General features: G+C 60.9%; 21 protein-coding genes and 3 pseudogenes. 16 read left to right on the plus strand and 8 right to left on the minus strand.

Annotated features, from left to right (window positions below):
• Positions 1 to 98 precede the first annotated feature (98 nt).
• Positions 99 to 656 (minus strand): hypoxanthine-guanine phosphoribosyltransferase, encoded by a 558-nt coding sequence (locus tag HT737_RS10235; RefSeq protein ID WP_041072430.1) that lies wholly within the window; start codon positions 654 to 656, stop codon positions 99 to 101.
• Positions 657 to 818: 162 nt separating this feature from the next.
• On the opposite strand from HT737_RS10235, the gene upp reads away from it, so the two are divergent.
• Positions 819 to 1,457: a uracil phosphoribosyltransferase gene (gene upp, locus HT737_RS10240; RefSeq protein ID WP_041072432.1), complete on the plus strand. Its 639-nt coding sequence runs from the start codon at positions 819 to 821 to the stop codon at positions 1,455 to 1,457.
• A gap of 2 nt (positions 1,458 to 1,459) precedes the next feature.
• Positions 1,460 to 2,735: pseudogene (locus HT737_RS10245) on the plus strand (uracil-xanthine permease family protein).
• Between the two features lie 111 nt (positions 2,736 to 2,846).
• Here the strand turns inward: HT737_RS10245 and hemH are convergent.
• Positions 2,847 to 3,872, minus strand: coding sequence for a ferrochelatase (gene hemH / locus HT737_RS10250; RefSeq protein ID WP_182402442.1), 1,026 nt, complete (start codon positions 3,870 to 3,872; stop codon positions 2,847 to 2,849).
• Positions 3,873 to 3,885: 13 nt separating this feature from the next.
• Entirely contained in the window at positions 3,886 to 4,788 is a 903-nt protein-coding gene (locus HT737_RS10255) for a TIGR01777 family oxidoreductase (RefSeq protein WP_047296476.1), read from the minus strand.
• A gap of 198 nt (positions 4,789 to 4,986) precedes the next feature.
• Here HT737_RS10255 and HT737_RS10260 point away from each other — a divergent pair, with 198 nt between their 5' ends.
• The 12 genes from HT737_RS10260 (at position 4,987) to HT737_RS10315 (ending at position 15,058) form a co-directional block, all read left to right on the plus strand.
• Positions 4,987 to 5,973, plus strand: a complete 987-nt coding sequence (locus tag HT737_RS10260; RefSeq protein ID WP_047296478.1) for an NAD(P)/FAD-dependent oxidoreductase — start codon at positions 4,987 to 4,989, stop codon at positions 5,971 to 5,973.
• A complete protein-coding gene (locus HT737_RS10265; protein WP_095668334.1) occupies positions 5,970 to 6,185 on the plus strand; it encodes a TIGR02450 family Trp-rich protein in 216 nt (71 codons plus the stop codon). Before HT737_RS10260 ends, HT737_RS10265 begins: the two co-directional genes overlap by 4 nt.
• A gap of 167 nt (positions 6,186 to 6,352) precedes the next feature.
• Positions 6,353 to 7,315 (plus strand): DUF523 and DUF1722 domain-containing protein, encoded by a 963-nt coding sequence (locus HT737_RS10270; protein WP_041072444.1) that lies wholly within the window; start codon positions 6,353 to 6,355, stop codon positions 7,313 to 7,315.
• Positions 7,315 to 8,256, plus strand: coding sequence for a MerR family transcriptional regulator (locus tag HT737_RS10275; protein WP_047296481.1), 942 nt, complete (start codon positions 7,315 to 7,317; stop codon positions 8,254 to 8,256). The genes HT737_RS10270 and HT737_RS10275 overlap by 1 nt, the downstream gene beginning before the upstream one ends.
• Before the next feature lie 11 nt (positions 8,257 to 8,267).
• Positions 8,268 to 9,713: a deoxyribodipyrimidine photo-lyase gene (gene phrB / locus HT737_RS10280; RefSeq protein ID WP_182402444.1), complete on the plus strand. Its 1,446-nt coding sequence runs from the start codon at positions 8,268 to 8,270 to the stop codon at positions 9,711 to 9,713.
• Positions 9,706 to 10,128 carry a nuclear transport factor 2 family protein gene (locus HT737_RS10285; RefSeq protein ID WP_047296486.1) on the plus strand — a complete coding sequence of 141 codons (423 nt, stop codon included), beginning with the start codon at positions 9,706 to 9,708 and terminating at the stop codon, positions 10,126 to 10,128. The genes phrB and HT737_RS10285 overlap by 8 nt, the downstream gene beginning before the upstream one ends.
• Positions 10,125 to 10,907 (plus strand): SDR family oxidoreductase, encoded by a 783-nt coding sequence (locus HT737_RS10290; protein WP_182402446.1) that lies wholly within the window; start codon positions 10,125 to 10,127, stop codon positions 10,905 to 10,907. Before HT737_RS10285 ends, HT737_RS10290 begins: the two co-directional genes overlap by 4 nt.
• The gene (locus HT737_RS10295) at positions 10,904 to 12,151 is read left to right on the plus strand and encodes an NAD(P)/FAD-dependent oxidoreductase (RefSeq protein ID WP_182402448.1); all 1,248 of its coding nucleotides are present in this window, start codon (positions 10,904 to 10,906) and stop codon (positions 12,149 to 12,151) included. Before HT737_RS10290 ends, HT737_RS10295 begins: the two co-directional genes overlap by 4 nt.
• Positions 12,148 to 12,963: a DUF1365 domain-containing protein gene (locus tag HT737_RS10300; RefSeq protein WP_182402450.1), complete on the plus strand. Its 816-nt coding sequence runs from the start codon at positions 12,148 to 12,150 to the stop codon at positions 12,961 to 12,963. The genes HT737_RS10295 and HT737_RS10300 overlap by 4 nt, the downstream gene beginning before the upstream one ends.
• Positions 12,950 to 14,215, plus strand: coding sequence for a cyclopropane-fatty-acyl-phospholipid synthase family protein (locus HT737_RS10305; protein WP_047296494.1), 1,266 nt, complete (start codon positions 12,950 to 12,952; stop codon positions 14,213 to 14,215). The genes HT737_RS10300 and HT737_RS10305 overlap by 14 nt, the downstream gene beginning before the upstream one ends.
• Entirely contained in the window at positions 14,208 to 14,699 is a 492-nt protein-coding gene (locus HT737_RS10310) for a DUF2878 domain-containing protein (protein ID WP_182402452.1), read from the plus strand. Before HT737_RS10305 ends, HT737_RS10310 begins: the two co-directional genes overlap by 8 nt.
• Before the next feature lie 53 nt (positions 14,700 to 14,752).
• On the plus strand, positions 14,753 to 15,058 hold the full coding sequence (locus HT737_RS10315) for a YkgJ family cysteine cluster protein (RefSeq protein WP_047296498.1): 306 nt from the start codon (positions 14,753 to 14,755) through the stop codon (positions 15,056 to 15,058).
• A gap of 55 nt (positions 15,059 to 15,113) precedes the next feature.
• On the opposite strand, the gene asd is transcribed toward HT737_RS10315, so the two are convergent.
• The 3 genes and pseudogenes from asd to HT737_RS10330 all read right to left on the minus strand — a co-directional run bounded on the left by asd (position 15,114) and on the right by HT737_RS10330 (position 18,389).
• A complete protein-coding gene (gene asd / locus HT737_RS10320) occupies positions 15,114 to 15,974 on the minus strand; it encodes an archaetidylserine decarboxylase (protein ID WP_047290967.1) in 861 nt (286 codons plus the stop codon).
• Positions 15,974 to 16,808 (minus strand): annotated as a pseudogene (gene rhdA, locus HT737_RS10325) (thiosulfate sulfurtransferase). The gene asd and the pseudogene rhdA overlap by 1 nt, the downstream one beginning before the upstream one ends.
• A gap of 42 nt (positions 16,809 to 16,850) precedes the next feature.
• Positions 16,851 to 18,389 (minus strand): HDOD domain-containing protein, encoded by a 1,539-nt coding sequence (locus HT737_RS10330; protein WP_182402454.1) that lies wholly within the window; start codon positions 18,387 to 18,389, stop codon positions 16,851 to 16,853.
• A 166-nt stretch (positions 18,390 to 18,555) separates the two neighbouring features.
• On the opposite strand from HT737_RS10330, the gene motA reads away from it, so the two are divergent.
• Together motA and motB are read left to right on the plus strand one after the other, a co-directional pair.
• Positions 18,556 to 19,407, plus strand: coding sequence for a flagellar motor stator protein MotA (motA, locus tag HT737_RS10335; protein ID WP_007952169.1), 852 nt, complete (start codon positions 18,556 to 18,558; stop codon positions 19,405 to 19,407).
• Positions 19,408 to 19,410: 3 nt separating this feature from the next.
• Positions 19,411 to 20,454, plus strand: a pseudogene (motB, locus tag HT737_RS10340) (flagellar motor protein MotB); the annotation flags it as partial.
• Between the two features lie 89 nt (positions 20,455 to 20,543).
• On the opposite strand, the gene HT737_RS10345 reads toward motB, so the two are convergent.
• Entirely contained in the window at positions 20,544 to 21,029 is a 486-nt protein-coding gene (locus HT737_RS10345) for a toll/interleukin-1 receptor domain-containing protein (RefSeq protein ID WP_047290971.1), read from the minus strand.
• Positions 21,029 to 21,988 (minus strand): caspase family protein, encoded by a 960-nt coding sequence (locus HT737_RS10350; protein ID WP_182402456.1) that lies wholly within the window; start codon positions 21,986 to 21,988, stop codon positions 21,029 to 21,031. The genes HT737_RS10345 and HT737_RS10350 overlap by 1 nt, the downstream gene beginning before the upstream one ends.
• Between the last annotated feature and the right edge of the window lie 54 nt (positions 21,989 to 22,042).

A 22,042-nucleotide genomic window follows, 5' to 3' on the forward strand; every position in this document is an offset into this window, starting at 1 on the left:
TCGCCAGCGAAGGCGGCCTGACAGCCGACCACTCTCCGAACTGCCCGCACCCAAATCTCCTGTAGGAGCTGCCGAAGGCTGCGATCTTTTGATCTTGCTTACATGCCTTTAACGGCAAAGATCCCGTTGGCGTTACGCCAGTAGCCTTTGTAGTCCATGCCGTAACCGAAGATGTAGCGGTCAACGCACGGCAGGCCGACGAAGTCCGCCTTCAGGTCAGGACGTGCCTTGCGGTCGTGGTCCTTGTCGATCAGCACGGCGGTGTGCACTTTGCGCGCGCCGGCGTGTTTGCAGAAGTCGATGATCGCGCCCAGGGTGTGACCTTCGTCGAGAATGTCGTCGATGATCAGCACGTCGCGGTCGATGAATGAGACTTCCGGCTTGGCTTTCCAGAACAGGTCGCCGCCGCTGGTTTCGTTACGATAACGGGTGGCGTGCAGGTAGGAGGCTTCCAGCGGGAACTGCAGATGAGTCAGCAGTTTGCCGGAGAAAATCAGGCCGCCGTTCATCACGCAGAACACCACCGGGTTGCTGTCGGCCAGTTGTTCGTTGATGTGTGCACCGACGCGGGCGATGGCGGCCTCGACTTCAGCTTCGGTGTACAGGCAGTCAGCCTCTCGCATGATTTGACGGATATGCTCGAGATCAGCGGACATGGCGCTCTCCAGGGGTGGCGGAATTGGAAAAGCGGGCAAAGGTACGCATCCCGCGAGGTCGAATCAAGCGTTAATGGACTAACGTACTCAATGTCCTATAGGACATCACCCTCGGATAGATTAATCTAGGCCGGTTTTTTTGCCCGCCGCCGGAGTTTTTCCATGCCCATCCTCGAGATCCGCCATCCGCTGATCCGCCATAAACTCGGCCTGATGCGCCGCGCTGACATCAGCACCAAGAATTTCCGTGAGCTTGCTCAGGAAGTCGGCGCCCTGTTGACCTATGAAGCTACCAAAGACCTGCCCCTGGAAACCTACGATATTCCAGGTTGGTGCGGCACCGTGTCGGTGGAGAAAATCGCCGGCAAGAAGATCACCGTCGTGCCGATCCTGCGCGCCGGCATCGGCATGCTCGAAGGCGTGCTGAGTCTGATCCCGGGCGCCAAGGTTTCCGCAGTGGGCGTCGCCCGCAACGAAGAAACCCTGCAAGCGCACACCTACCTGGAAAAACTGGTTCCGGAAATCGACGAACGGTTGGCGATGATCATCGACCCGATGCTCGCCACCGGCAGCTCCATGGTCGCGACCATCGACCTGTTGAAGAAAGCCGGCTGCAAGGACATCCGCGCGATGGTGCTGGTCGCAGCGCCGGAAGGCATTGCTGCCGTAGAAAAGGCTCACCCGGACGTGACCATCTACACCGCGTCCATCGATGAGCGTTTGAACGAGCACGGTTACATCATCCCTGGGCTTGGCGACGCCGGTGACAAGATCTTCGGCACCAAGCAGAAGGACGCGTAAACATGCAGCAAGAGTTCAACGATCCGCTCTGGCGCACGGTGCTGTCCGGTGCCCAGATGCTGTTCGTGGCTTTCGGCGCCCTGGTGCTGATGCCGCTGATCACGGGTCTTGACCCGAACGTGGCACTGTTTACCGCGGGTCTGGGAACGATCCTGTTCCAGATCGTCACCGGGCGTCAGGTGCCGGTGTTCCTCGCGTCGAGCTTTGCCTTCATCACTCCGATCATTCTCGCCAAGGGCCAGTTCGGCCTCGCCGCGACCATGGGCGGCGTGATGGCGGCCGGTTTCGTCTATACCTTCCTCGGCCTTGCCGTGAAGATCAAAGGCACCGGCTTCATTGACCGTCTGCTGCCACCGGTGGTGATCGGTCCGGTGATCATCTCCATCGGCCTGGCGATGGCGCCGATTGCCGCGAACATGGCAATGGGCAAGGCGGGTGATGGTTCCGAGCTGATCCATTACCAGACCGCGATGATGATCTCGATGCCGGCGCTGCTGACCACGTTGATCGTGGCGGTGTTCGGCAAAGGCATTTTCCGCCTGGTGCCGATCATTTCCGGGGTGCTGGTCGGTTTTGCCATGTCGTTCTATTTCGGCGTGGTCGATACCGCGAAGATTGCTGCCGCGCCATGGTTCGCCCTGCCGCACTTCACGGCACCCGAGTTCAACTGGCAGGCGATCCTGTTCATCGTTCCGGTGGCGCTGGCGCCGGCCATCGAGCACATCGGCGGCGTCATTGCCGTGGGCAGCGTGACCGGTCGTGACTATCTGAAAAAAGCCGGGCCTGCATCGCACCTTGCTGGGTGACGGCATCGCTACCACGGCCGCCGGCCTGTTTGGCGGCCCACCGAACACCACCTATGCCGAAGTGACCGGCGCGGTGATGCTGACCAAGAACTACAACCCGAAAATCATGACCTGGGCGGCGATCTTCGCCATCACCCTGGCGTTCATCGGCAAGTTCGGCGCGCTGCTGCAAAGCATTCCGGTGCCGGTGATGGGCGGGATTCTGTGCCTGCTGTTCGGCTCGATTGCCGCAGTGGGGATGAACACCCTGATCCGCCACAAGATCGATCTGGGCGAAGCGCGCAATCTGGTGATCGTCTCGGTGACTCTGGTGTTCGGCATCGGCGGTGTGCTGGTCGGCACTGGCACCGGCCCTGATGACTTCGGCCTCAAAGGCATCGCGTTGTGCGCGGTGGTGGCGATTGCGCTGAACCTGATCCTGCCGGGCAATGACAGCTGGAAGCACAAGAAGGCGGATGAGCCGCTGATCTAAGGCTTTAGATCTTTATTGTCTGACAGATAGCTTTCGCGAGCAGGCTCGCTCCCACATTGATCTTCGGTGCGCTGAAGATCCCCTGTGGGAGCGAGCCTGCTCGCGATGCTTTCAGAGGGCCAACGGCGCTCGTTCACACAGGGTTGCCAACGCCTTCGCCCATTGCGGGTCGTCATTCAGGCACGGCACCAGCACCAGCTCCTCGCCCCCCGCCTCGCGGAACTGTTCCTGGCCGCGATCCCCAATCTCTTCCAGCGTCTCGATGCAATCGGCGACAAACGCCGGGCACATCACCAGCATCTTTTTCACGCCGCTTTTCGCCAGCTCATCCAGCCGCGCCTCGGTGTAGGGTTCGATCCACTTCGCCCGCCCCAGACGCGACTGAAACGACACCGACCATTTGCCATCGGCAATGCCCGCACGCCTGGCGAACTCGGAGGCGGTGCGTAGGCACTGGGCGCGGTAACAGGTGGCCAGCACAGCCGGCGAGGCATTCTTGCAGCAGTCTTCGTTTTTGAAGCAGTGATTGCCGGTCGGATCGAGCTTGGTCAGGTGCCGCTCCGGCAAACCATGAAAACTCAGCAGCAAGTGATCGTAATCCTGCTGCAAGTGCGGTTGGGCGCTGGCGACCAGTGCATCGAGGTATTCCGGCTGATCGTAAAACGGTTGCAGCACCGACAGTTTCACGTCGAGCTTGTTCTCGCGAATCACCCGCTTGGCTTCTTCGAATACCGTGGTGGTGGTGCTGTCGGCGAACTGTGGATAAAGCGGCGCCAGCGTAATGCGCTTGTGCCCGGCGGCGACCAGTTCCAGCAATTTCGTTTCAATCGACGGCTCGCCGTAACGCATGGCCAGTTCCACCGGGCCATGGGTCCACTGGGTGGTCACCTGCTGTTGCAGACGACGGCTCAGCACCACCAGCGGCGAACCCTCCTCCCACCAGATCGACGCGTAGGCATGGGCCGATTGTTCGGGGCGCTTGATCAGGATCAGCGACACCAACAGTCGCCGCACCGGCCACGGCAGGTCGATCACGTACGGGTCCATCAGAAACTGATTGAGGTAGCTGCGTACATCGGCCACCGAAGTCGAGGCCGGGGAGCCCAGGTTGACCAGAAGCAAGGCGTGATCGGTCATGCATCGTCCTATTTCAAAGGCGGCCGGAGAGATCATCCAGAGCCGCGCGCAAATCCGTGAACTGGAAAGTGAAACCCGCTTCCAGCAAGCGTGCCGGCACGGCCCGTTGGCCGCCCAGCAACAGCAATGACATTTCGCCAAGCCCGACCTTCAGCGCCAGGGCCGGCATCGGCATGAACGCCGGACGGTGCAGCACGCTGCCCAGCGTCTTGGCAAACTCGCGATTGCGCACCGGTTTCGGTGCGCAGGCATTATAAGGACCGCTCGCCTGATCGCGGTGCAGAAGAAAATCAATCAGGGCGATTTGATCATCAATATGAATCCATGGCATCCACTGCCGACCATTGCCCAAAGGCCCGCCCAGGCCAAGCTTGAACGGCAGCAACAGCCGCGACAAAAAGCCGCCCTCGGCTGATAGCACCAGCCCGGTTCGTACCAGCACCACGCGCACGCCCAACGCTTCGGCACGCTGCGCGGTTTCCTCCCAGGCAATGCACAACTGGCTGGCAAAATCGTCGATCACCGGCGGTGAATCCTCGGTCAGCTCGCGCTCACCGCCGTCACCGTACCAACCGACTGCAGAACCGGAAATCAACAACGCCGGTTTCTGTTGTCGCGCTTCCAGCCACGCCAGCAGGGTTTCGGTCAGGGTGATGCGGCTGCTCCACAACAACGCTTTGCGCCGATGGGTCCATGGCCGATCTGCGATCGGTGCTCCAGCCAGATTGACGATTGCGTCCAGTGGCTCGTTGCCGAAGTCTTCGAGACGAGCAATACCACGCACCTGCGCACCGCAGATCTGCGCGACTTTCTCCGGACGCCGACTCCACACCGTCAGTTGATGGCCTTGCCTGGACCAATACTGACAGAGCTGACGTCCGATCAAACCAGTACCGCCGGTCAGCAATATGCGCATGACATCTTCCTCGCGTGGCGTTTTACCCGGATCACTAGTCTATTTTTTATAAGCAGGGATCTTTTCTATCGGGCAGGCTCTATTGTTTAACCATAGGCCAAGCTGTCAGAACGAGAACGCTAGAAGTTATACCAAAAAACAAAATTGTACAGGTTTCATTGACGGCGTAGTCTGTACAGAAAGGTAAACGAGGCCCCTATGACTGTACCTATCGCAATCATCGGCACCGGCATCGCCGGACTCTCCGCCGCGCAGGCGCTGACAGAGGCCGGACACACCGTCCAGCTCTTCGACAAAAGCCGCGGCAGCGGCGGGCGCATGTCGAGCAAACGCAGCGACGCCGGCTCTCTGGACATGGGCGCGCAATATTTCACCGCCCGCGACCGACGCTTCGTCACCGAGGTGCAGCGCTGGCAAAGCCAGGGCTGGGTCGCCGAATGGCAACCGCAGCTCTACACCTGTCAGGGCGGGCAATTGAATCTGTCGCCGGACGAGCAGACCCGTTGGGTCGGCACGCCGCGCATGAGCGCCATCACCCGCGGCTTGCTCAATGGCCTGGAAGTGCACTTTGCCTGCCGCATCACCGAGGTGTTTCGCGGCGAAGAACATTGGCATTTGCAGGACGCCGAAGGCTTCACCCATGGTCCCTTCAGCCATGTGGTGATCGCCACTCCGGCGCCACAAGCCACTGCATTGCTGGCCGCTGCACCGAAACTCGCCGGCGCGGCCGCCGGGGTGAAAATGGACCCGACCTGGGCCGTCGCCCTCGCCTTCGATACGCCACTGGACACACCGATCGAAGGTTGCTTTGTGCAGGACAGCCCGCTCGACTGGCTGGCACGCAACCGCAGCAAACCGGGACGTGACACGACGTGCGACACCTGGGTGCTGCACGCCAGCAGCGCCTGGAGCCGGCAACACATCGACCTGCCCAAGGAAGCGGTGATCGAGCAACTGCACGGTGCCTTCGCCGAACTGCTGCACAGCGCCATGCCCGCGCCGACCTTCAGCCTCGCCCACCGCTGGCTCTATGCGCGCCCTGCGACCGGCCACGAATGGGGCACGCTGGCCGACGCCGATCTGGGCCTGTATGCCTGCGGCGACTGGTGCCTGTCGGGGCGCGTCGAGGGGGCCTGGCTCAGTGGTCAGGAAGCTGCACGCCGTTTGCACGAACACCTGCAATGAACCGCATCAATCCGCAAAAGCTGCTGCTCTCGAAGTGGACAGCAGCCCACCCGCAAAACCGTGAAAAGCATTTTCTGGTCACCGAGCTGTTCCGTGATGAGGAAGGTACGGTGCTGGAGATCGAGTTGCAGGCAGTCCTGACGCAGCGCAGCGAAAGGCTTGAATGGCAGCGCCTGAAAATTTCGACTGAATGGCTCCAGGGCTGGAAGTAAACACTCCCCGTGATCCGACGCCTTCGCGAGCAAGCTCGCTCCCACAGTTGAGAGCGTTAAACCTGGAAAAACTTATACAAATGAGTTGACTTGTACACGCATGAATCTATGCTGAGGAAAAGTTGTACAGAAATAAATACCTGTACAGGAATAGATTCGAGGTGTGCATGTCCGATCTTTCTGCTTTGCGGCCCAAAATCGCCATCAGCGCCTGCCTGATGGGCGCCGAAGTGCGCTACAACGGCGGGCACAAGGAATCGCGGCTGTGCAGCCGCACACTCGCCGAGCATTTCGAATTCGTCCCGGTTTGTCCTGAAGTCGCGATTGGCCTGGGCATTCCTCGCGAGCCGATCCGGCTGGTCGGGGATCCGGACGCTCCTGAAGCGGTCGGCACCGTCAATCCGCAGATCAATGTCACCGAACCGCTGGCAGCCTACGGGCAGAAAATGGCCGGCGAGCTCAATGACATCTGCGGCTACATCTTCATGCAACAGTCGCCTTCATGCGGTCTGGAGCGGGTCAAGGTCTATCACGCCAACGGCGCGCCGGTGAATGGCGGCGGCCGTGGCATCTATGCCCAGGCGTTCTGCGCACAGCACCCGGATCTGCCGGTGGAAGAAGCCGGACGTCTGAACGATCCGGTGTTGCGGGAGAACTTTATCACCCGCGTACTCGCCTACAGCGCCTGGCAACAAGTGCTCAAACAAGGCTTGAGCCGCCGCGCACTGACCGAATTCCACTCGCGCTACAAATATCTGTTGATGGCGCACAACCCTGAGCAATACAAAGCCTTGGGCAAATTGCTGGGCAACATGGCCCAGACCGATCCGGTCGAACTCGGCCCGCGCTATTTCAGCGAGCTGATGAGCGCGTTGAAGAAATGCGCCACCCGCCGCACCCACAGTAACGTCCTGCAGCACATCAGCGGCTATCTGAAACAGGCGATCAGCCCTGAAGACAAACAGGAAATGCAACATGTCATCGGCCAGTACCGTCACGGCATCGTGCCGCTGGTGGTGCCGCTGACCTTGCTCAAACATCATTTTCGCCAACACCCGGATCCGTACATCGCGCAACAGGTGTACCTGCAGCCGCATCCGGAAAACCTCAGCCTGCGAAACGCCATTTGATGAACGACACACTCGACAGCAGCGCCCGGGAAGACCTCGGTGCGGACTTCAAGAAAGCCCTCGACGAGGGCTGGCTGCCCATCCGCGAAGTGGCGCGGCAGACCGGCGTCAACGCCATTACCCTGCGCGCCTGGGAGCGCCGTTACGGGTTGATCGTGCCGCAGCGCACGCCCAAGGGCCATCGCCTGTACTCCAGCGAACATGTGCAACGGATCCTGACCATTCTGACCTGGCTCAACCGAGGCGTGGCGGTCAGTCAGGTCAAACCGTTGCTCGACGCGCCGCAAGCCTTCACCGAGACGGTGGAGAATGACTGGCAACGACAGCGTCAGTCCTTGCTTGGCGCCGTCATCCAGCTCAATGAGCGCAATCTCGACGACAGCATCAACCAGGCCATGGCCCTGTACCCGCCACGCACGCTGTGCGAGCAATTACTCCTGCCGCTGCTGGCCGAACTCGAACAGCGCTGGCAAGGACAGTTCGGTGCGCAGATGGAGCGTGTGTTCTTTTATTCGTGGTTGCGCAGCAAATTCGGCGCGCGCATCTACCATAACAATCGGCAATTGCACGCTGCACCGCTGCTGCTGATCAATCACTCGGACCTGGCGCTGGAACCACACCTGTGGCTCTGCGCGTGGCTGATCAGCAGTGCCGACTGTCCGGTACAAGTGTTCGACTGGCCTCTTCCGGCCGGAGAACTGGCGCTGGCGGTCGATCATCTGCAAGCGCGAGGAGTACTGCTGTATTCCAGCAAGGCAATGAACCTGGCGCAGTTGCCGAAACTGCTGAACGGCATCAGCGCGGCAAAAATGCTCGTCGGACCAACGGTATGCATCCACCAGACCGAGTTGTCCGTAAGACCCCTTGAGATCGCTGATTTGATCCTGGCCGAAGATTCGCTCTCGGCCCATCAGGTACTCGTTCAGCGTGGGCTGATTTAATGGAAACCGCGATGCAATTGATCTGGCTGCGCAGCGACTTGCGCCAACATGACAACACCGCCCTCGCGGCTGCCGCTGCGCGCGGCCCGACGGTTGCCGTGTATCTGTTGAGCCCGCAGCAGTGGCTGGAACATGACGACGCGGCGTGCAAGATCGACTTCTGGTTGCGCAACCTGCGTGAATTGAGTGCCAGCCTTGGTGCGCTGAATATCCCGTTGCTGCTGCGCACTGCCGACCATTGGGATCAGGCACCGGCGGTGTTGCTTGAGCTTTGCCGGCAACTGAACGTGGAAACCGTGCACGCCAATGAAGAATACGGCGTCCACGAAAGCCAGCGCGACGCCGCAGTCGCCGCGACCCTGAGAACCAGAGGCATCGCGTTTCACAGCTACCTCGATCAACTGCTGTTCAGACCCGGCACGGTACTGACCAAAACCGAAACTTACTTTCAGGTGTTCAGCCAGTTCCGCAAGGTTTGCTATGAGCGCCTGCATCGTTCGGTGCCAGCGTTGGTAAAAGCCCCCGGCAAGCAAGCGAAGCTGAGTGTCGACAGCGATCCGGTGCCGGCGTCAATCAAAGGTTTTGCACCACCGAGCGAGTCATTGCGCGCCCTGTGGCCGGCTGGCGAACAGGAAGCCCGACGCCGTCTCGACACCTTCACCGATGCGCAGATCGACTACTACCAGAGCGAACGCGACTTCCCGGCCAAACCCGGCACCAGTCAACTCTCGGCCTATCTGGCCGCCGGAGTGATATCGCCGCGCCAATGCCTGCATGCGGCCCTGCAAAACAATCAGGGCGAGTTCGACAGCGGCAAGGTCGGCGCGGTGACCTGGATCAACGAGCTGCTGTGGCGTGAGTTCTACAAGCACATTCTGGTCGGCTACCCACGGGTATCGCGTCACCGCGCGTTTCGCACGGAAACCGAGGCCCTGGCCTGGCGTGATGCGCCGGACGATCTGGCCGCGTGGCAAGAAGCGCGCACCGGTTTGCCGATCATTGATGCGGCCATGCGCCAATTGCTGCAAACCGGCTGGATGCACAACCGTCTGCGGATGGTGGTGGCGATGTTCCTGACCAAAAACCTGTTGATCGACTGGCGTGAAGGCGAGCGTTTTTTCATGCGTCACCTGATCGACGGCGACCTGGCAGCGAACAACGGCGGCTGGCAATGGAGCGCTTCGACCGGTACTGATTCGGCACCGTACTTCCGTATTTTCAACCCGATCAGCCAATCGGAAAAATTCGACAGCGAAGGCTTGTTCATCAAGCACTGGCTGCCTGAGCTGGCTGGCCTCAACAAGAAAGAAGTACATGACCCGGCCAGCGCCGGCGGACTGTTCGGCGTCGCCAACTATCCGGCGCCGATCGTCAATCTCGGGGCTTCGCGCGAACGCGCGCTGGCGGCTTTCAAGAACCTGCCGTCGCGCTCGTCTACAGGAGAGGTCCATGAGTGAATTCCTGCGCCGCTTCGCCCACCAGTTTGCCGGGTTGAACAAAGACAACTTGCAACGCCTGGGCGAGCTGTACAGCGATGACATTCACTTCACCGACCCGCTGCATGAAGTGCAGGGTTTGAAACAACTGCGCCATTACTTCAGCGAGTTGTATGCCAACGTCAGCGAGCTGCGCTTCGATTTCCACGGCTTCGACCAGATCGCTGACGGCGAAGGCTACTTGCGCTGGGTCATGAGTTACCGCCACCCGCGTCTGGCCGGCGGCCGTTTGATTCGCGTCGCCGGGTGTTCGCACCTGCTCTGGCGAGACAAGGTTTATCGCCACCGGGATTATTTCGATGCCGGGGCCATGCTGTATGAACATTTACCCGTATTGGGCCGGGCGATCGCCTGGTTGAAAAGGAGAATGGGATGAGTCGTACACCTCCGCGGCGGTATTGGCTGACCGGTGCCAGCAGTGGCATCGGCGCAGCACTGGCTGAAGAGATTCTGAAAAGCGGCGCGCATCTGGCCGTCAGCTCGCGGCAAGTGGCACCACTCAAAGTGTTGTCGCAACGCTATCCGGGGCAAGTGCTGGTGGTGGCGGGCGATCTGACCAACAGTCAGACCGTGCGCGAAATCGGTCAGCAGATCGAACAGGCCTGGGGGTCACTGGACAGCGTGATTCTCAATGCCGGCACCTGCGAATACGTGGACGCCCGACAGTTCGATGCCTCGATCATCGAATACGTGGTGCGTACCAACCTGCTCGCCAGCAGTTACTGCATCGAAGCCGCCCTGCCGTTGTTGCGCAAAGGTACCGCGCCGCATCTGGTCGGCATGGCCAGCTCCGTGACCTACCTGCCGCTGCCTCGGGCCGAAGCCTACGGCGCGTCGAAAGCCGGGCTGCGCTATCTGTTCGAATCGCTGCGCATCGATCTGGCCGTCGAGGGCATCGAAGTCACCATCATCAGCCCGGGTTTTGTCGAAACCCCGCTGACCGCGAAAAACGACTTCCCGATGCCGTTGAGCTGGCCTGTGGATAAAGCCGCGCGGCACATCTTCGCCAAGCTCAAGGATCGTCCGCTGGAGATCGCCTTTCCCGCACTGTTCATGGCGGCGCTGTGGCCACTGTCGAAGCTGCCGGCGCGCCTGCAACTGGCGATCGGCAAGCGCATGGTGCGCAGCAACCCACCGCTGCGAGACCCGATATGAAGATTGCCATTGTCGGCAGCGGGATCGCCGGCCTGACCTGCGCCTACCTGCTCAATCGCCGCCACGACATCACGGTGTTCGAGGCCAGCGACTGGGTGGGCGGCCACACGCACACCGTGCAGGTAACCGTCGACGGCCGCGAATACCACGTGGATACCGGCTTCATCGTGTTCAACGACTGGACCTACCCGAACTTCATTCGTTTACTCGGCCAGCTCGGTGTGTCGTTCAAGCCGACCGAAATGAGCTTCTCGGTGACCGACCCGGACACCGGCCTGGAATACAACGGCAATAACCTCAACAGCCTGTTCGCCCAGCGCAGCAACCTGCTGTCACCGGGCTTCTGGGGGATGTTGCGCGACATCCTGCGCTTCAATAAAGAAGCCCAGCGCGACCTCGCCGAACAGCGGATCGCCGCCGACACCACCCTCGACGATTACCTCAAGGCTGGCGGTTACGGTGAACGTTTCATCCTGCACTACATCGTGCCGATGGGCTCGGCGATCTGGTCTATGCCGATGGCCGAGATGCTCAATTTTCCGCTGCAATTCTTCGTGCGTTTCTTCAAGAACCATGGCCTGTTGTCAGTCAGTGACCGCCCGCAATGGCAAGTGATCGAGGGCGGCTCAAGTGCTTATGTCGCGCCGCTGACGGCTACATTCAAGGACAAGATCCGTCTCAGTTGTCCGGTGACGCGCATCGATCGCGATGAACACGGCGTGGTTATCCACAGCCCGGCCGGCATCGAGCGTTTCGACAAGGTCGTACTCGCCTGTCACAGCGATCAAGCCCTGCGACTGCTGGGCACGCCCAACCATAATGAACGCTCGATCCTCGGCGCCCTGCCTTATGCCGATAACGAAGTCGTATTGCATACCGATACCCGTCTGCTGCCGACCCGAAAACTGGCGTGGGCCAGCTGGAACTATCGCTTGAGCGGCGCCGGCCATACTCACGCGGCAGTCACTTACGACATGAACATCCTGCAGGGCATTCAGAGTGACACCACGTTCTGCGTCAGCCTCAACCAGAGCGCCGGGATCAGCCCGTTCAAGGTACTCGCCAAATACACCTACGCCCACCCGCAATTCAGCCTTGCGGCCGTTGCGGCGCAAAACCGCTGGGCCGAAATCGACGGTCAGCAGCACACCCACTACTGCGGCGCTTACTGGGCTAACGGCTTTCATGAGGACGGCGTGGTCAGCGCATTGCGCGTGGCCGCCGCGTTCGGGGAAAGCTTATGAACAGCGCCCTGTACAGCGGCTGGATCGGTCATCGGCGCTTTGCGCCCAGACGCCACGAATTCCGCTACCGCATCGGACTGTTGTACCTCGATCTGGCCGAACAGGACGCCGTGTTCGAACTGTCGCCGTTTGCCAGCCGCAGCCGTTTTGCGCCGTTTTCGTTTCGCGAAACCGATTACCTGAAAGCCTTTACCGCCAGCGGCATGCGCCTGATCGACGCGGTACGCCAGCAGGTCGCAGGCGCCCTTGGCTATCAGCCGCAAGGTTCGGTCTGCCTGCTGACCCAGCCGCGCAGTTGGGGTCTGGCGTTCAATCCGGTGAGCTTCTTTTATTGTCACGAAGCCGACGGGCAACTGGCGGCGATTCTTTGCGAAGTGACCAACACGCCGTGGCGCGAACGTTATCACTACGTTTTGCCCGCCCGCACGCCGACCCACTTGCAAGACTTTCATCAGCATTTCGCCGTGGCCAAGGCCTTTCATGTTTCGCCGTTCCTGCCGCGCGATCTGGAGTACCGCATGAGTTTCAGCCCGGCTGCGCAAAACCTCGGCGTGCACATGGCCGACTGGCAGGGCGACCTCAAGCTGTTCGACGCCACGCTGAACTTGCAACGCGAGCCCCTTGATCGCCGCAGCCTGCACCGCTACTTGCGGCGTTTTCCGTGGATGACCGCGAAAACCTGTCTGGCCATTTATTGGCAAGCCCTGCGCCTGTTGCTCAAACGCGCGCCGATTTTTGCTCATCAGGCTGCCGACGGCAGCTTCCAAATCGCCACTGTGCCTCCCAAGGAGCACCGCCATGAAATCCTCTAGCCTGACTGTCAGTCGCTTCAGCACCAACGGCTTGACCGGCTCGCTGCTGCGGCGCGGCGTATTGCGGCAACTGAGCCGACTCAAACACGGGCAATTACTGGTGGTCGAGGACGGCGAACGCCTGATGTTCGGTACGCCGGGCAGCCACCTGCTCGGTGAAATCCATGTGCAAGACGCGGCGGTGTGGGGCATGGTCGCCGGCAACGGCTCGATCGGTGCCGGTGAAGCGTTTATCCACGGTTACTGGAGTTCGCCGGACCTGACCGCGGTGGTGCGCGTGTTCGTCAGCAACCTCGACGTACTCGACGCCATGGAACGCGGTCTGGCCCGCCTCAGCCGGCCACTGGTGCAAGGCCTGCACTGGCTCAACCGCAACACGCGCAAGGGCTCGCAGAAAAACATCGCCGCGCACTATGACCTGGGCAACGATCTGTTCGAACAGTTTCTCGACCCGACCATGATGTATTCAGCCGCACAGTTCCTCACGCCCGAGGACAGCCTGGAACAGGCTCAACTGAACAAGCTGGAACGGATTTGCCAGAAGCTCGCGCTCCAACCCGAAGACCACCTGCTGGAGATCGGCACCGGCTGGGGCAGCATGGCGCTCTATGCTGCGCAGCATTACGGTTGCCGCGTCACCACCACGACCCTGTCGAAAGAGCAGTACGCGTTTACCGCCAAGCGCATTGAAGCCCTGGGGTTGCAGGATCGGGTGACGCTGCTGCTCAAGGATTACCGCGACCTCACCGGCGAGTACGACAAACTGGTGTCGATCGAAATGATCGAAGCGGTTGGCCATCGCTTCCTGCCGACCTACTTCAAACAATGCGCGCACCTGCTCAAGAGCAACGGCCTGATGCTGTTGCAGGCAATCACCATCCGCGAGCAGCGCTACGAGCAGGCCAAGCGCGGCGTCGACTTCATCCAGCGCTACATCTTCCCCGGCGGTGCCCTGCCCTGCGTACAAAAGATGCTTGAAGTGGTCAGCCGCGAGACCGACATGAACCTGCTGCACATGGAAGATTTCGGCCTGCACTACGCCCGTACCCTGCGCCTGTGGCACGAAAACTTTCGCCGCGCCCACGGCCGCTTGAGTGAATTGGGTTACGACGATTACTTCCTGCGGCTGTGGGAGTTTTACCTGTGCTACTGCGAAGGCGGTTTTCTGGAGCGCACCATCGGCACGGCGCAATTGCTGCTGGCGAAACCGGCGGCCATGCCGGCGCCGTTGCTCGGGCGCTTCGATGCTTGAGCGAGTGGCCAATGCCGTACTGTTTCAGGTCGGCTGGCTGGCTTGTGTCATCGGTGGCAACAGTCTGTGGCTGCTGCTGGCGCTGGCGGTGCTGGTGATTCATCTGGGCTGGATCAGCAGTTGGGCGGCGGAAGGTCGCTTGATCCTCAGCGTGGTGATTGTCGGCACGGCGGTAGACAGCCTGTTGCGGGCTGCCGGGGTGTTCGAATTCCAGGATCTGTCGCCGCTGATTCCGCTGTGGCTGATGCTGCTCTGGGCCTTGCTCGCCACCACGTTGCGGCATTGCCTGCGGTGGAGCGCCCGTCCCTGGTGGCTGGCCAGCGGACTCGGCGCAGTGGGCGGCGCTGTCTCCTATTACGGCGGCGGACATCTGGCCGGCGTGCGATTCCCCTACGGTGAAGTGCCGACCCTGATCGGCATCGGCCTGCTGTGGGCCCTGCTGTTTCCGTTATTGCATGCCATGGCGCGGCGCTTGAGCCACTGAGCGTCTGTCAGACCTTTCACACGACAACCGGCGGCTGCCTTACACTGCCCGGCATGAAAACCATTCCCCACCAGCAAATCACCGAGCCAGCGGTCACCTGCTCGACCTGCGCGGCGTGCTGCTGCCAGCTTGAAGTGATGCTGATCACCGACACCGGCGTGCCTGAGCGCTTTATCGATAACGATGAGTGGGGCGGTGAAGTGATGCTGCGTCTGGACGACGGCTGGTGCGCGGCGCTGGATCGCGACAGCATGATGTGCACGATCTACGAACGACGTCCGCTGATCTGTCGCGAGTTCGAGATGGGGGCACCGGAGTGCCTTGAAGAACGCAAAGGCATTGCCACGGCCTACCGTTGATTAGATGCAAAAAGATCGCAGCCTGCGGCAGCTCCTACGCGGGGGCGCTGATGTCTCAGGCTTTTGGCAGTGCCAAGCCTTGACCCATTTGTACTGGCGAACCGGCGACCAACTCTTCAGCCCATTTCACCTGATCCGGGCCAAACAGCACGATCGCGGTCGAACCCAGCTTGAAGCGTCCCAGTTCTGCACCTTTTTCCAGATGAATCGGCGCACGGGCAGCTTCGTCGTAGCGGAAGGTTTTCAGCTCACGCTTCGGCGGGGTCACCAGACCGGCCCAGACGGTTTCAATCGAAGCGACGATCATCGCGCCCACCAGCACCACGGCCATCGGCCCGCGCTCGGTGTCGAAAATGCACGCCACACGTTCGTTGCGGGCGAACAGTTCCGGCACGTTTTCCGCGGTGGTCTGGTTGACCGAGAAAATCCGGCCCGGGATGTAGACCATTTCGCGCAGGGTGCCGGCCAGCGGCATGTGCACGCGGTGGTAATCCTTCGGCGACAGGTAAATGGTGGCGAAGTCGCCGCCCATGAACGGTGCGGCATTCGCCGCATCACCGCCGAGCAACTCCAGCACGCTGAAGCTGTGGCCCTTGGCCTGGAACACACGACCGTGTTCGATCGGGCCGAGCTGGCTGACCGCGCCGTCGGCCGGGCTGAGGATCGCGCCCGGGGTCTGGTCCAGTGGACGCGCGCCGTCTTTCAGGGCACGGGTGAAGAAGGCATTGAAGTGCTCGTAGGCGGTCAGGTCTTCGACCAGCGCTTGCGACATGTCCACCTGGTAACGCTTGGCGAACCACTGGGTGAAGGCATTCTTGAACCAGCGCACGCGGCACTCGGCAATGCAGCCGGCCAGACGCGACAGCAGGTGATGAGGCAGCAGGTACTGGCTGAGGATAAACAGACGCTCTTTCATTAGTTGTCCTTAGAACCTTGAATCTCGACAGGCGTATCAGGGTGGTTGCCCCATTCGCCCCAGGAACCGGCGTAGCCCTTGACCCGCGGATAACCGAGGGACTTGGCCACCAGATAAGTGAAGCCCGACCGGTGATGGGTCTGGCAGTGGGTAATGATTTCTTTGTCCTTGGTGATCCCGAGGCCTTCGAGGATCTGCGGCATGTCCGTGCGGATCCGCAGCTGACGCGCCTTGTCCATGCCGGCGGTCCACTCGAAGTTCACGGCGCCGGGGGATGTGTCCACCCTTGGCGGCCAGGACTTTCTCACCGGAATATTCCAGCGGCCCGCGTGCGTCCCAGATCGCCAGATCGGCGGCGCCGAGACGGCTTTGCAGGTATTCGCGGGTGGCGGTCGGCCCTTCGTGCAGGGTCAGCGCCACCGGGCCGCCCACCGCAGGCGGCACCTGGATCGACATCGGCATGCCCGCTTCCAGCCACGCCGGCAGACCGCCGTCGACATAGTGGTATTTGTCGTGACCGATCACATCCAGGAGCCAGATGAAACGTCCGGCCCAACCGCCGCCCTCGTCGTCGTAGACCACGTAGACCGCATCCTGGCGATGCCCCAGCTCACCGAACAACGCCTCCAGATCGGCTTTGGCCGGCAGCAGTCCCGGCGCCGGCGGCTGGCCGAGCTGGGTGCGTTTCGGGTCGACAAAGCGTGCGCCGGGAAGATGACCTTCGGCATAACGGGCAGGGCTGGTCAGATCCACCAGAATCAGTTCAGGGGAATCGAGACGCGGGAGCAGGTCGCTCGGCTCGATGACGAGCGGCAAGCCAGAGAAGTCAGACATGTGAGGTCTCCAGAGCACAAAGGGGGGGATTGTAGCGCAGCCTCATCGGCCACGGCTGCTAAAGCTGTGCAGGGCTTTCTCGATGCATTGTGCAGTTTTGCCGAATGCCTGCACGGTGATGTCGGCGAACGGCCCGCCGCCCTGATCGGCCACGACGATCATGATCACTCGGCCGTTATTGACCAGTGAGCGCAGGAACAGGTGCTCGCCACGGAACAGCGAACGCAGGCCCGGCGGCAACAATGCGGAAAACTGTGCGTTGTTCTCGGGGTTGATCCGTACTTGTGCCTGCTGCGCGAGTAACCGTTGCAGGACTTTGCTCTGACTGACGACAAAATTCAGCGCGGCGGCTTCCTTCGGCAAACCGAAGGTCTGGTGTACGCGCAGATTGGACTGCGTGCGGTCGGCCATCAGAATCATCACCCGACGCATGCCGCTGGCGACCAGCGCATCGCGCGCGGCGACGGTCAGGCTCATGGCATTGGTGAAGCGGCTCGGCTCGGCCAGCAGTTCGGCGCATTGCCGGCGCCACTGCGTCAGGTCCTCGGCACTCGGCGCGGCCGCTGGCAGCATCCCGGCCGGCAAACGATGGGTACCCCACGGCCACAATAATGAAACGGCCGGGTGCCACAGATCGGGCATGGCATGCTGGCGCGCACTGTTGGCGGCTTGCTGGTGCAACTGCTGCTGCACTTCATCCATCGAGATTTGCAGATAAAGGCTGGTCAGGTACTGCCAGCGCTCGCTGTGCGGACTGTCCCAGGCCTGTTGCGCCGACAGCGCCAGACCGTTGGCCAGCAATACGGTGTTGGCCGGTTGATTGAGCCAGCGGCGCAAAGTCGGATCGTCATCGAGGCGATTCTGCTGGCGCAGCGGATGCTCGCTGTCGCGGGCGATACGCAGCACTTTCACCAGTTCGCGCTGTTCGCTGAGCAGCAGTTTATAGCCTTGCTGCACCCAGATCGGCAGGTGCCAGACCTGTACCAGTGCCTCGGCGATCTTCAGCAGGCGTACGCCAAACAGTTGCTTCTCGACCACCAGCGCCGATTCGCCCTTGTGGATCACCCGCAGCTCCCACTCTTCGAGCAACTCGGGAAACGTCAGCGCCAGCGGCCATAATGGCGACAGAAACAACAGGCTGCCCCAATGAATGTCCTGCCACAGACGCGCGAGGCGACTGGCAAAAAAACCGTTGGCCTGTTGTGTGGCGTGCTGGCTGATCATTTGCAGTTGGCGCAGGGCTTTGGGGATTTGCATCTGCGGTTCGACCGGCAGGCGCGCGAGCAATTCTTCGGTACGCGCCAGGCCCAGGCGGTTGATCGCCACCTCGAGATTTTCCGCCGGTGCGGCCAGGGTGCCGTGGGTGTGACGATTCGCCTCACGGATGATGCTCAAGGCCAGTGCCGGGCTGTCCTGCATCAGGTCGGCGATGTCGCGCAGCGAACTGCGGTTGTCACGGATCGCGCGGCACACCTTGTCGTGAGCCTCTTGCGGCACGGGCAGCCGGACACTGTCGAGCAGCTTGACCCAGCCTTCGAGGGTGGTCGGTTTTACGGGTGGGACGTTCGTTTCATTAGCCATGTCTGGACGGGATCTTCACTGACTGTAGACGCGCCCGGCATGGGCTAAATTGGCTTTTCGCCTGAACTGGCTATAGTCTGGCGCAGTTTTGCCGATAAGTAGAAGAAGAGATTTTTTAACTTCCGAATATGACCTTGAACCCGACTTAAACAAGTACTTTCTACCTATGGCTAAAATTATCGGCATCATCGTCGTGTTCGCGAGCGTGCTCGGCGGATACGTGCTCTCCCACGGCAAAATTGCCGCCCTGATCCAGCCCTTCGAGGTGATGATCATCGGTGGTGCGGCCCTCGGTGCATTCCTGCAGGCCAACCCCGGTTACATGACGATGCACGTGCTCAAGAAATCCCTGAGCATGTTCAGTTCGCGTTTCAGCCACACGTTCTATCTGGAAGTGCTGGGCCTGATCTACGAGATCCTCAACAAGAGCCGCCGCGAAGGCATGATGGCCATCGAAGGCGACATCGAAGACGCTGCCGCGAGCCCGATCTTCGCCAAGTACCCGGCCGTGCTCAAAGACGAGCGCATGACCGCGTTCATCTGCGATTACCTGCGCATCATGTCCTCCGGCAACATGGCTCCGCATGAGCTGGAAGGCCTGTTCGACATGGAGCTCTACAGCCTCAAGGAAGACCTTGAGCACCCGTCCCATGCGGTGAACGGCATCGCCGACGCCATGCCCGGTTTCGGTATCGTCGCGGCGGTATTGGGTATCGTGGTGACCATGGCGTCCCTGGGTGAAGGCGATCAGAAATCCATCGGTCTGCACGTGGGTGCGGCTCTGGTCGGTACCTTCTTCGGTATTCTCGCGGCCTACGGTTTCTTCGGCCCGTTGGCGCATTCCCTGGCCCACGATGCCAAGGAAGAACTGAACGTCTATGAAGCCATCAAGGCCTCGCTGGTGGCGTCGGCTTCCGGCATGCCGCCATCGCTGGCGGTGGAGTTCGGGCGCAAGGTTCTGTACCCGGCGCACCGTCCAAGCTTCGCCGAGCTGGAACAAGCCGTTCGCGGTCGCTAAGCCATGGAAAATAATCAGCCGATAATCATCAAGCGCGTCAAGCGCATAGCCGGTGGGCATCACGGCGGGGCGTGGAAGATCGCCTTCGCCGACTTCGCCACGGCGATGATGGCGTTCTTCCTGGTGTTGTGGTTGCTGTCCACCGCAACACCGGAGCAGAAGATCGCCATCGCCGGTTACTTCAAGGACCCGGTCGGCTTCTCCGAAAGCGGCACGCCGTACATCATCGATCTGGGCGGCACACCGACCCTGGCGCCGGAAAACACCCTCAACCCTGAAGTGAAATCGCAGCCGCAACCGGACAAGGTCACGGTCGACACCGAGCAGGTCGAAGGCATGGCCGAGCAGGTCGAAAAAGAACGCCTGGAACTGTTGCTGCAGGAACTGCAGAACAAGGTCGACGAGAACCCGCAGCTGCAGAAGTTCAAGGATCAGATCCTGTTCGAGATCACCCCGAACGGCCTGCGCATCCAGATCATGGACGCCGAAAACCGGCCGATGTTCGACTCGGGCTCGGCACGGCTGAAGCCTTACTTCGAAGACATCCTGCTGGCCATGGCCGACACCATCAAAGCGGTGCCGAACAAGATCAGCATCAGCGGTCACACCGATGCCAAGCCGTACACCGGCACCGGTGATTTCGGTAACTGGGAGCTCTCGGCCAACCGTGCCAACGCCGCGCGGCGTGCGCTGGTGGCAGGCAGCTATCCGGATTCGCAGGTGGCGCGGGTCGTCGGTTATGCCTCGTCGGCGCTGTTCGACAAGGAAAACCCGTTCAACCCGGTCAACCGCCGCATCGACATCGTGGTCCTGACCAAAAAGGCGCAAGCGGCCATCGAAGGCTCGCAGGGGGCCGATGCGGCCAAACCTGCTGCCGAAGGTCAGAACGGCGCCGCTCCGGCGACGCCGGTCGATCCGAACGCGTTGCCGGCAGATCAGCAACCGGTACCGGCCCACGAGTTGCGCGAACGCTTGAACCTGTTCGACGACGCCGCACCGAAACCGGCCGCGCCGGGGACTGCGGCGCCAGCGCCGTCTGCTCCGCCAGCCGCTGCACCCGGCCCCCCGCACCGAAGCAGTGACCGACAAAAAAAAGCCGACAATGATGTCGGCTTTTTTGTGGCTGTTGATCGGCTTCAAAAACCGCGTCGAATCCGGTTTTTCAGTTGTTCATGGAACAGATCGGCGTTGCGCTTATAGGTACCACTGAAGGATTCGTTGCTCGAATCCAGCGTCATCGAGCGCTTGCTCGACACCTCTTCACGATAGGCATCAATGAAGAAATTCAGATCATTGGCCGTACTCAGCTTCGGCCACTTGTCCAGATACTCCGGCAACTGCGCTTGCCCGGTGCGGAACGAGCAGATCCGCCGGTTGCTGATGGTCGCTTCGCCGATTTCGAACGGCACCCACCACGACAGCGCAGTCTGCTCCGAAACCACCGCCAGCAGGTGCGTGCACTCGGTGATGTTGCGGGTGATCACGCCGGTGATGTCGTCGGTGGTCTGCGATTCCGGGTCGAGCACATCAAGGTAAGTCTTGATGTTGGCCTGTATCAGTCGGCTGTTGATAGCCATGGCCTGCGGGCGATCCATGTGGCGGTAGCTGATGAAAACCGGCATCAGAAATGTCCTTTTATGGCGAGTTCGCGGTAATAGGCGCCGAGTGCGGTGAGGCGGCAGCCCGTGGAGTGAATGGCGGCGTAATACATGTGCTCGGCATCGACCGGTTCGATCAGGCTGTGGCGGTTGCACTTTTGCAGTTGCGCGAAGACCTCGCCGTGCTCCGGGTCGAATGTCGTTTCGGTAGGTTCGTAGCTGGGATCGAGGGCGAACATCGACTCGGCTTCGGCAAACCATTCCGGCAACTTGCGCAGGATCTCTTTGGGGATCAGCGGCGAGACCTCGCGCAAGGAAATGAACTGCGAAACGTTGGTCTTGAATACCGGACGCTGTTCCCAGGCGTCGAGCGCGTTGTCGACAAAGGAATACAGGCTGCCGGGGGTAATTTTGCCGAGAATGTTCGCCGCCCCACCGTGCAGGGCCTGCAACAACAAAGCGGTGAAGACGCCATGTTGCGTACCCTCCATGGCCGGCTCCTCCTTTTTGCAGGCGGTGAGAATGGTCATGCCTTCACCGACCACGCTGCTTTCACTGCGCAAGGCTCGGACCTCACCGGCCGAGCCGCCTTGGCAGCAATCGAGGATGATCACTTTGTTTTTGATGCGCGTGGCTTTGGTGGCCCAGTTGAGAACGTCGCTGATGCGGATGCCGTCCTTGGCCGTGCGATAGTCCTGCGGGATCAGCATGCCTTCATCGGTGTCGACATCGAAGCTGCCGTGGCCGGCGAAATACAGCAGGGCGACGTTGCAGTCGCCGGAAAACAGTTCGCGAATCTGGTCTTCAAGTTTTTCCCGGCTCAGGTAGTCCTCTGCGGACGTCAGCACCACGTTCTTGAAATTCGGATCGCCGTTCGCGTCGGTCTTCAGCACCGAAGCCATGGCCATGGCGTCATTGCTGCAACCGCTCAGTCGCGAAACATGGGTGTAGTCGTTAATGCCGATAAACAGTCCCTTGCGCATGGTTACACCGCCGTGTGCTGGCGGATCGCACCGATGATGCTATTGGTATTCCAC

Source organism: Pseudomonas sp. MD195_PC81_125, from assembly GCF_014060985.1.
In the GTDB taxonomy this organism is placed as follows: domain Bacteria; phylum Pseudomonadota; class Gammaproteobacteria; order Pseudomonadales; family Pseudomonadaceae; genus Aquipseudomonas; species Aquipseudomonas parakoreensis.

What these genes read in the sequence shown, in the direction of transcription:
- HT737_RS10235 (WP_041072430.1), bottom strand. Translation starts at nt 656, where the DNA reads ATGTCCGCTGATCTCGAGCATATCCGTCAAATCATGCGAGAGGCTGAC.
- upp (WP_041072432.1), top strand. Translation starts at nt 819, where the DNA reads ATGCCCATCCTCGAGATCCGCCATCCGCTGATCCGCCATAAACTCGGC.
- hemH (WP_182402442.1), bottom strand. Translation starts at nt 3,872, where the DNA reads ATGACCGATCACGCCTTGCTTCTGGTCAACCTGGGCTCCCCGGCCTCG.
- HT737_RS10255 (WP_047296476.1), bottom strand. Translation starts at nt 4,788, where the DNA reads ATGCGCATATTGCTGACCGGCGGTACTGGTTTGATCGGACGTCAGCTC.
- HT737_RS10260 (WP_047296478.1), top strand. Translation starts at nt 4,987, where the DNA reads ATGACTGTACCTATCGCAATCATCGGCACCGGCATCGCCGGACTCTCC.
- HT737_RS10265 (WP_095668334.1), top strand. Translation starts at nt 5,970, where the DNA reads ATGAACCGCATCAATCCGCAAAAGCTGCTGCTCTCGAAGTGGACAGCA.
- HT737_RS10270 (WP_041072444.1), top strand. Translation starts at nt 6,353, where the DNA reads ATGTCCGATCTTTCTGCTTTGCGGCCCAAAATCGCCATCAGCGCCTGC.
- HT737_RS10275 (WP_047296481.1), top strand. Translation starts at nt 7,315, where the DNA reads ATGAACGACACACTCGACAGCAGCGCCCGGGAAGACCTCGGTGCGGAC.
- phrB (WP_182402444.1), top strand. Translation starts at nt 8,268, where the DNA reads ATGCAATTGATCTGGCTGCGCAGCGACTTGCGCCAACATGACAACACC.
- HT737_RS10285 (WP_047296486.1), top strand. Translation starts at nt 9,706, where the DNA reads ATGAGTGAATTCCTGCGCCGCTTCGCCCACCAGTTTGCCGGGTTGAAC.
- HT737_RS10290 (WP_182402446.1), top strand. Translation starts at nt 10,125, where the DNA reads ATGAGTCGTACACCTCCGCGGCGGTATTGGCTGACCGGTGCCAGCAGT.
- HT737_RS10295 (WP_182402448.1), top strand. Translation starts at nt 10,904, where the DNA reads ATGAAGATTGCCATTGTCGGCAGCGGGATCGCCGGCCTGACCTGCGCC.
- HT737_RS10300 (WP_182402450.1), top strand. Translation starts at nt 12,148, where the DNA reads ATGAACAGCGCCCTGTACAGCGGCTGGATCGGTCATCGGCGCTTTGCG.
- HT737_RS10305 (WP_047296494.1), top strand. Translation starts at nt 12,950, where the DNA reads ATGAAATCCTCTAGCCTGACTGTCAGTCGCTTCAGCACCAACGGCTTG.
- HT737_RS10310 (WP_182402452.1), top strand. Translation starts at nt 14,208, where the DNA reads ATGCTTGAGCGAGTGGCCAATGCCGTACTGTTTCAGGTCGGCTGGCTG.
- HT737_RS10315 (WP_047296498.1), top strand. Translation starts at nt 14,753, where the DNA reads ATGAAAACCATTCCCCACCAGCAAATCACCGAGCCAGCGGTCACCTGC.
- asd (WP_047290967.1), bottom strand. Translation starts at nt 15,974, where the DNA reads ATGAAAGAGCGTCTGTTTATCCTCAGCCAGTACCTGCTGCCTCATCAC.
- HT737_RS10330 (WP_182402454.1), bottom strand. Translation starts at nt 18,389, where the DNA reads ATGGCTAATGAAACGAACGTCCCACCCGTAAAACCGACCACCCTCGAA.
- motA (WP_007952169.1), top strand. Translation starts at nt 18,556, where the DNA reads ATGGCTAAAATTATCGGCATCATCGTCGTGTTCGCGAGCGTGCTCGGC.
- HT737_RS10345 (WP_047290971.1), bottom strand. Translation starts at nt 21,029, where the DNA reads ATGCCGGTTTTCATCAGCTACCGCCACATGGATCGCCCGCAGGCCATG.
- HT737_RS10350 (WP_182402456.1), bottom strand. Translation starts at nt 21,988, where the DNA reads ATGCGCAAGGGACTGTTTATCGGCATTAACGACTACACCCATGTTTCG.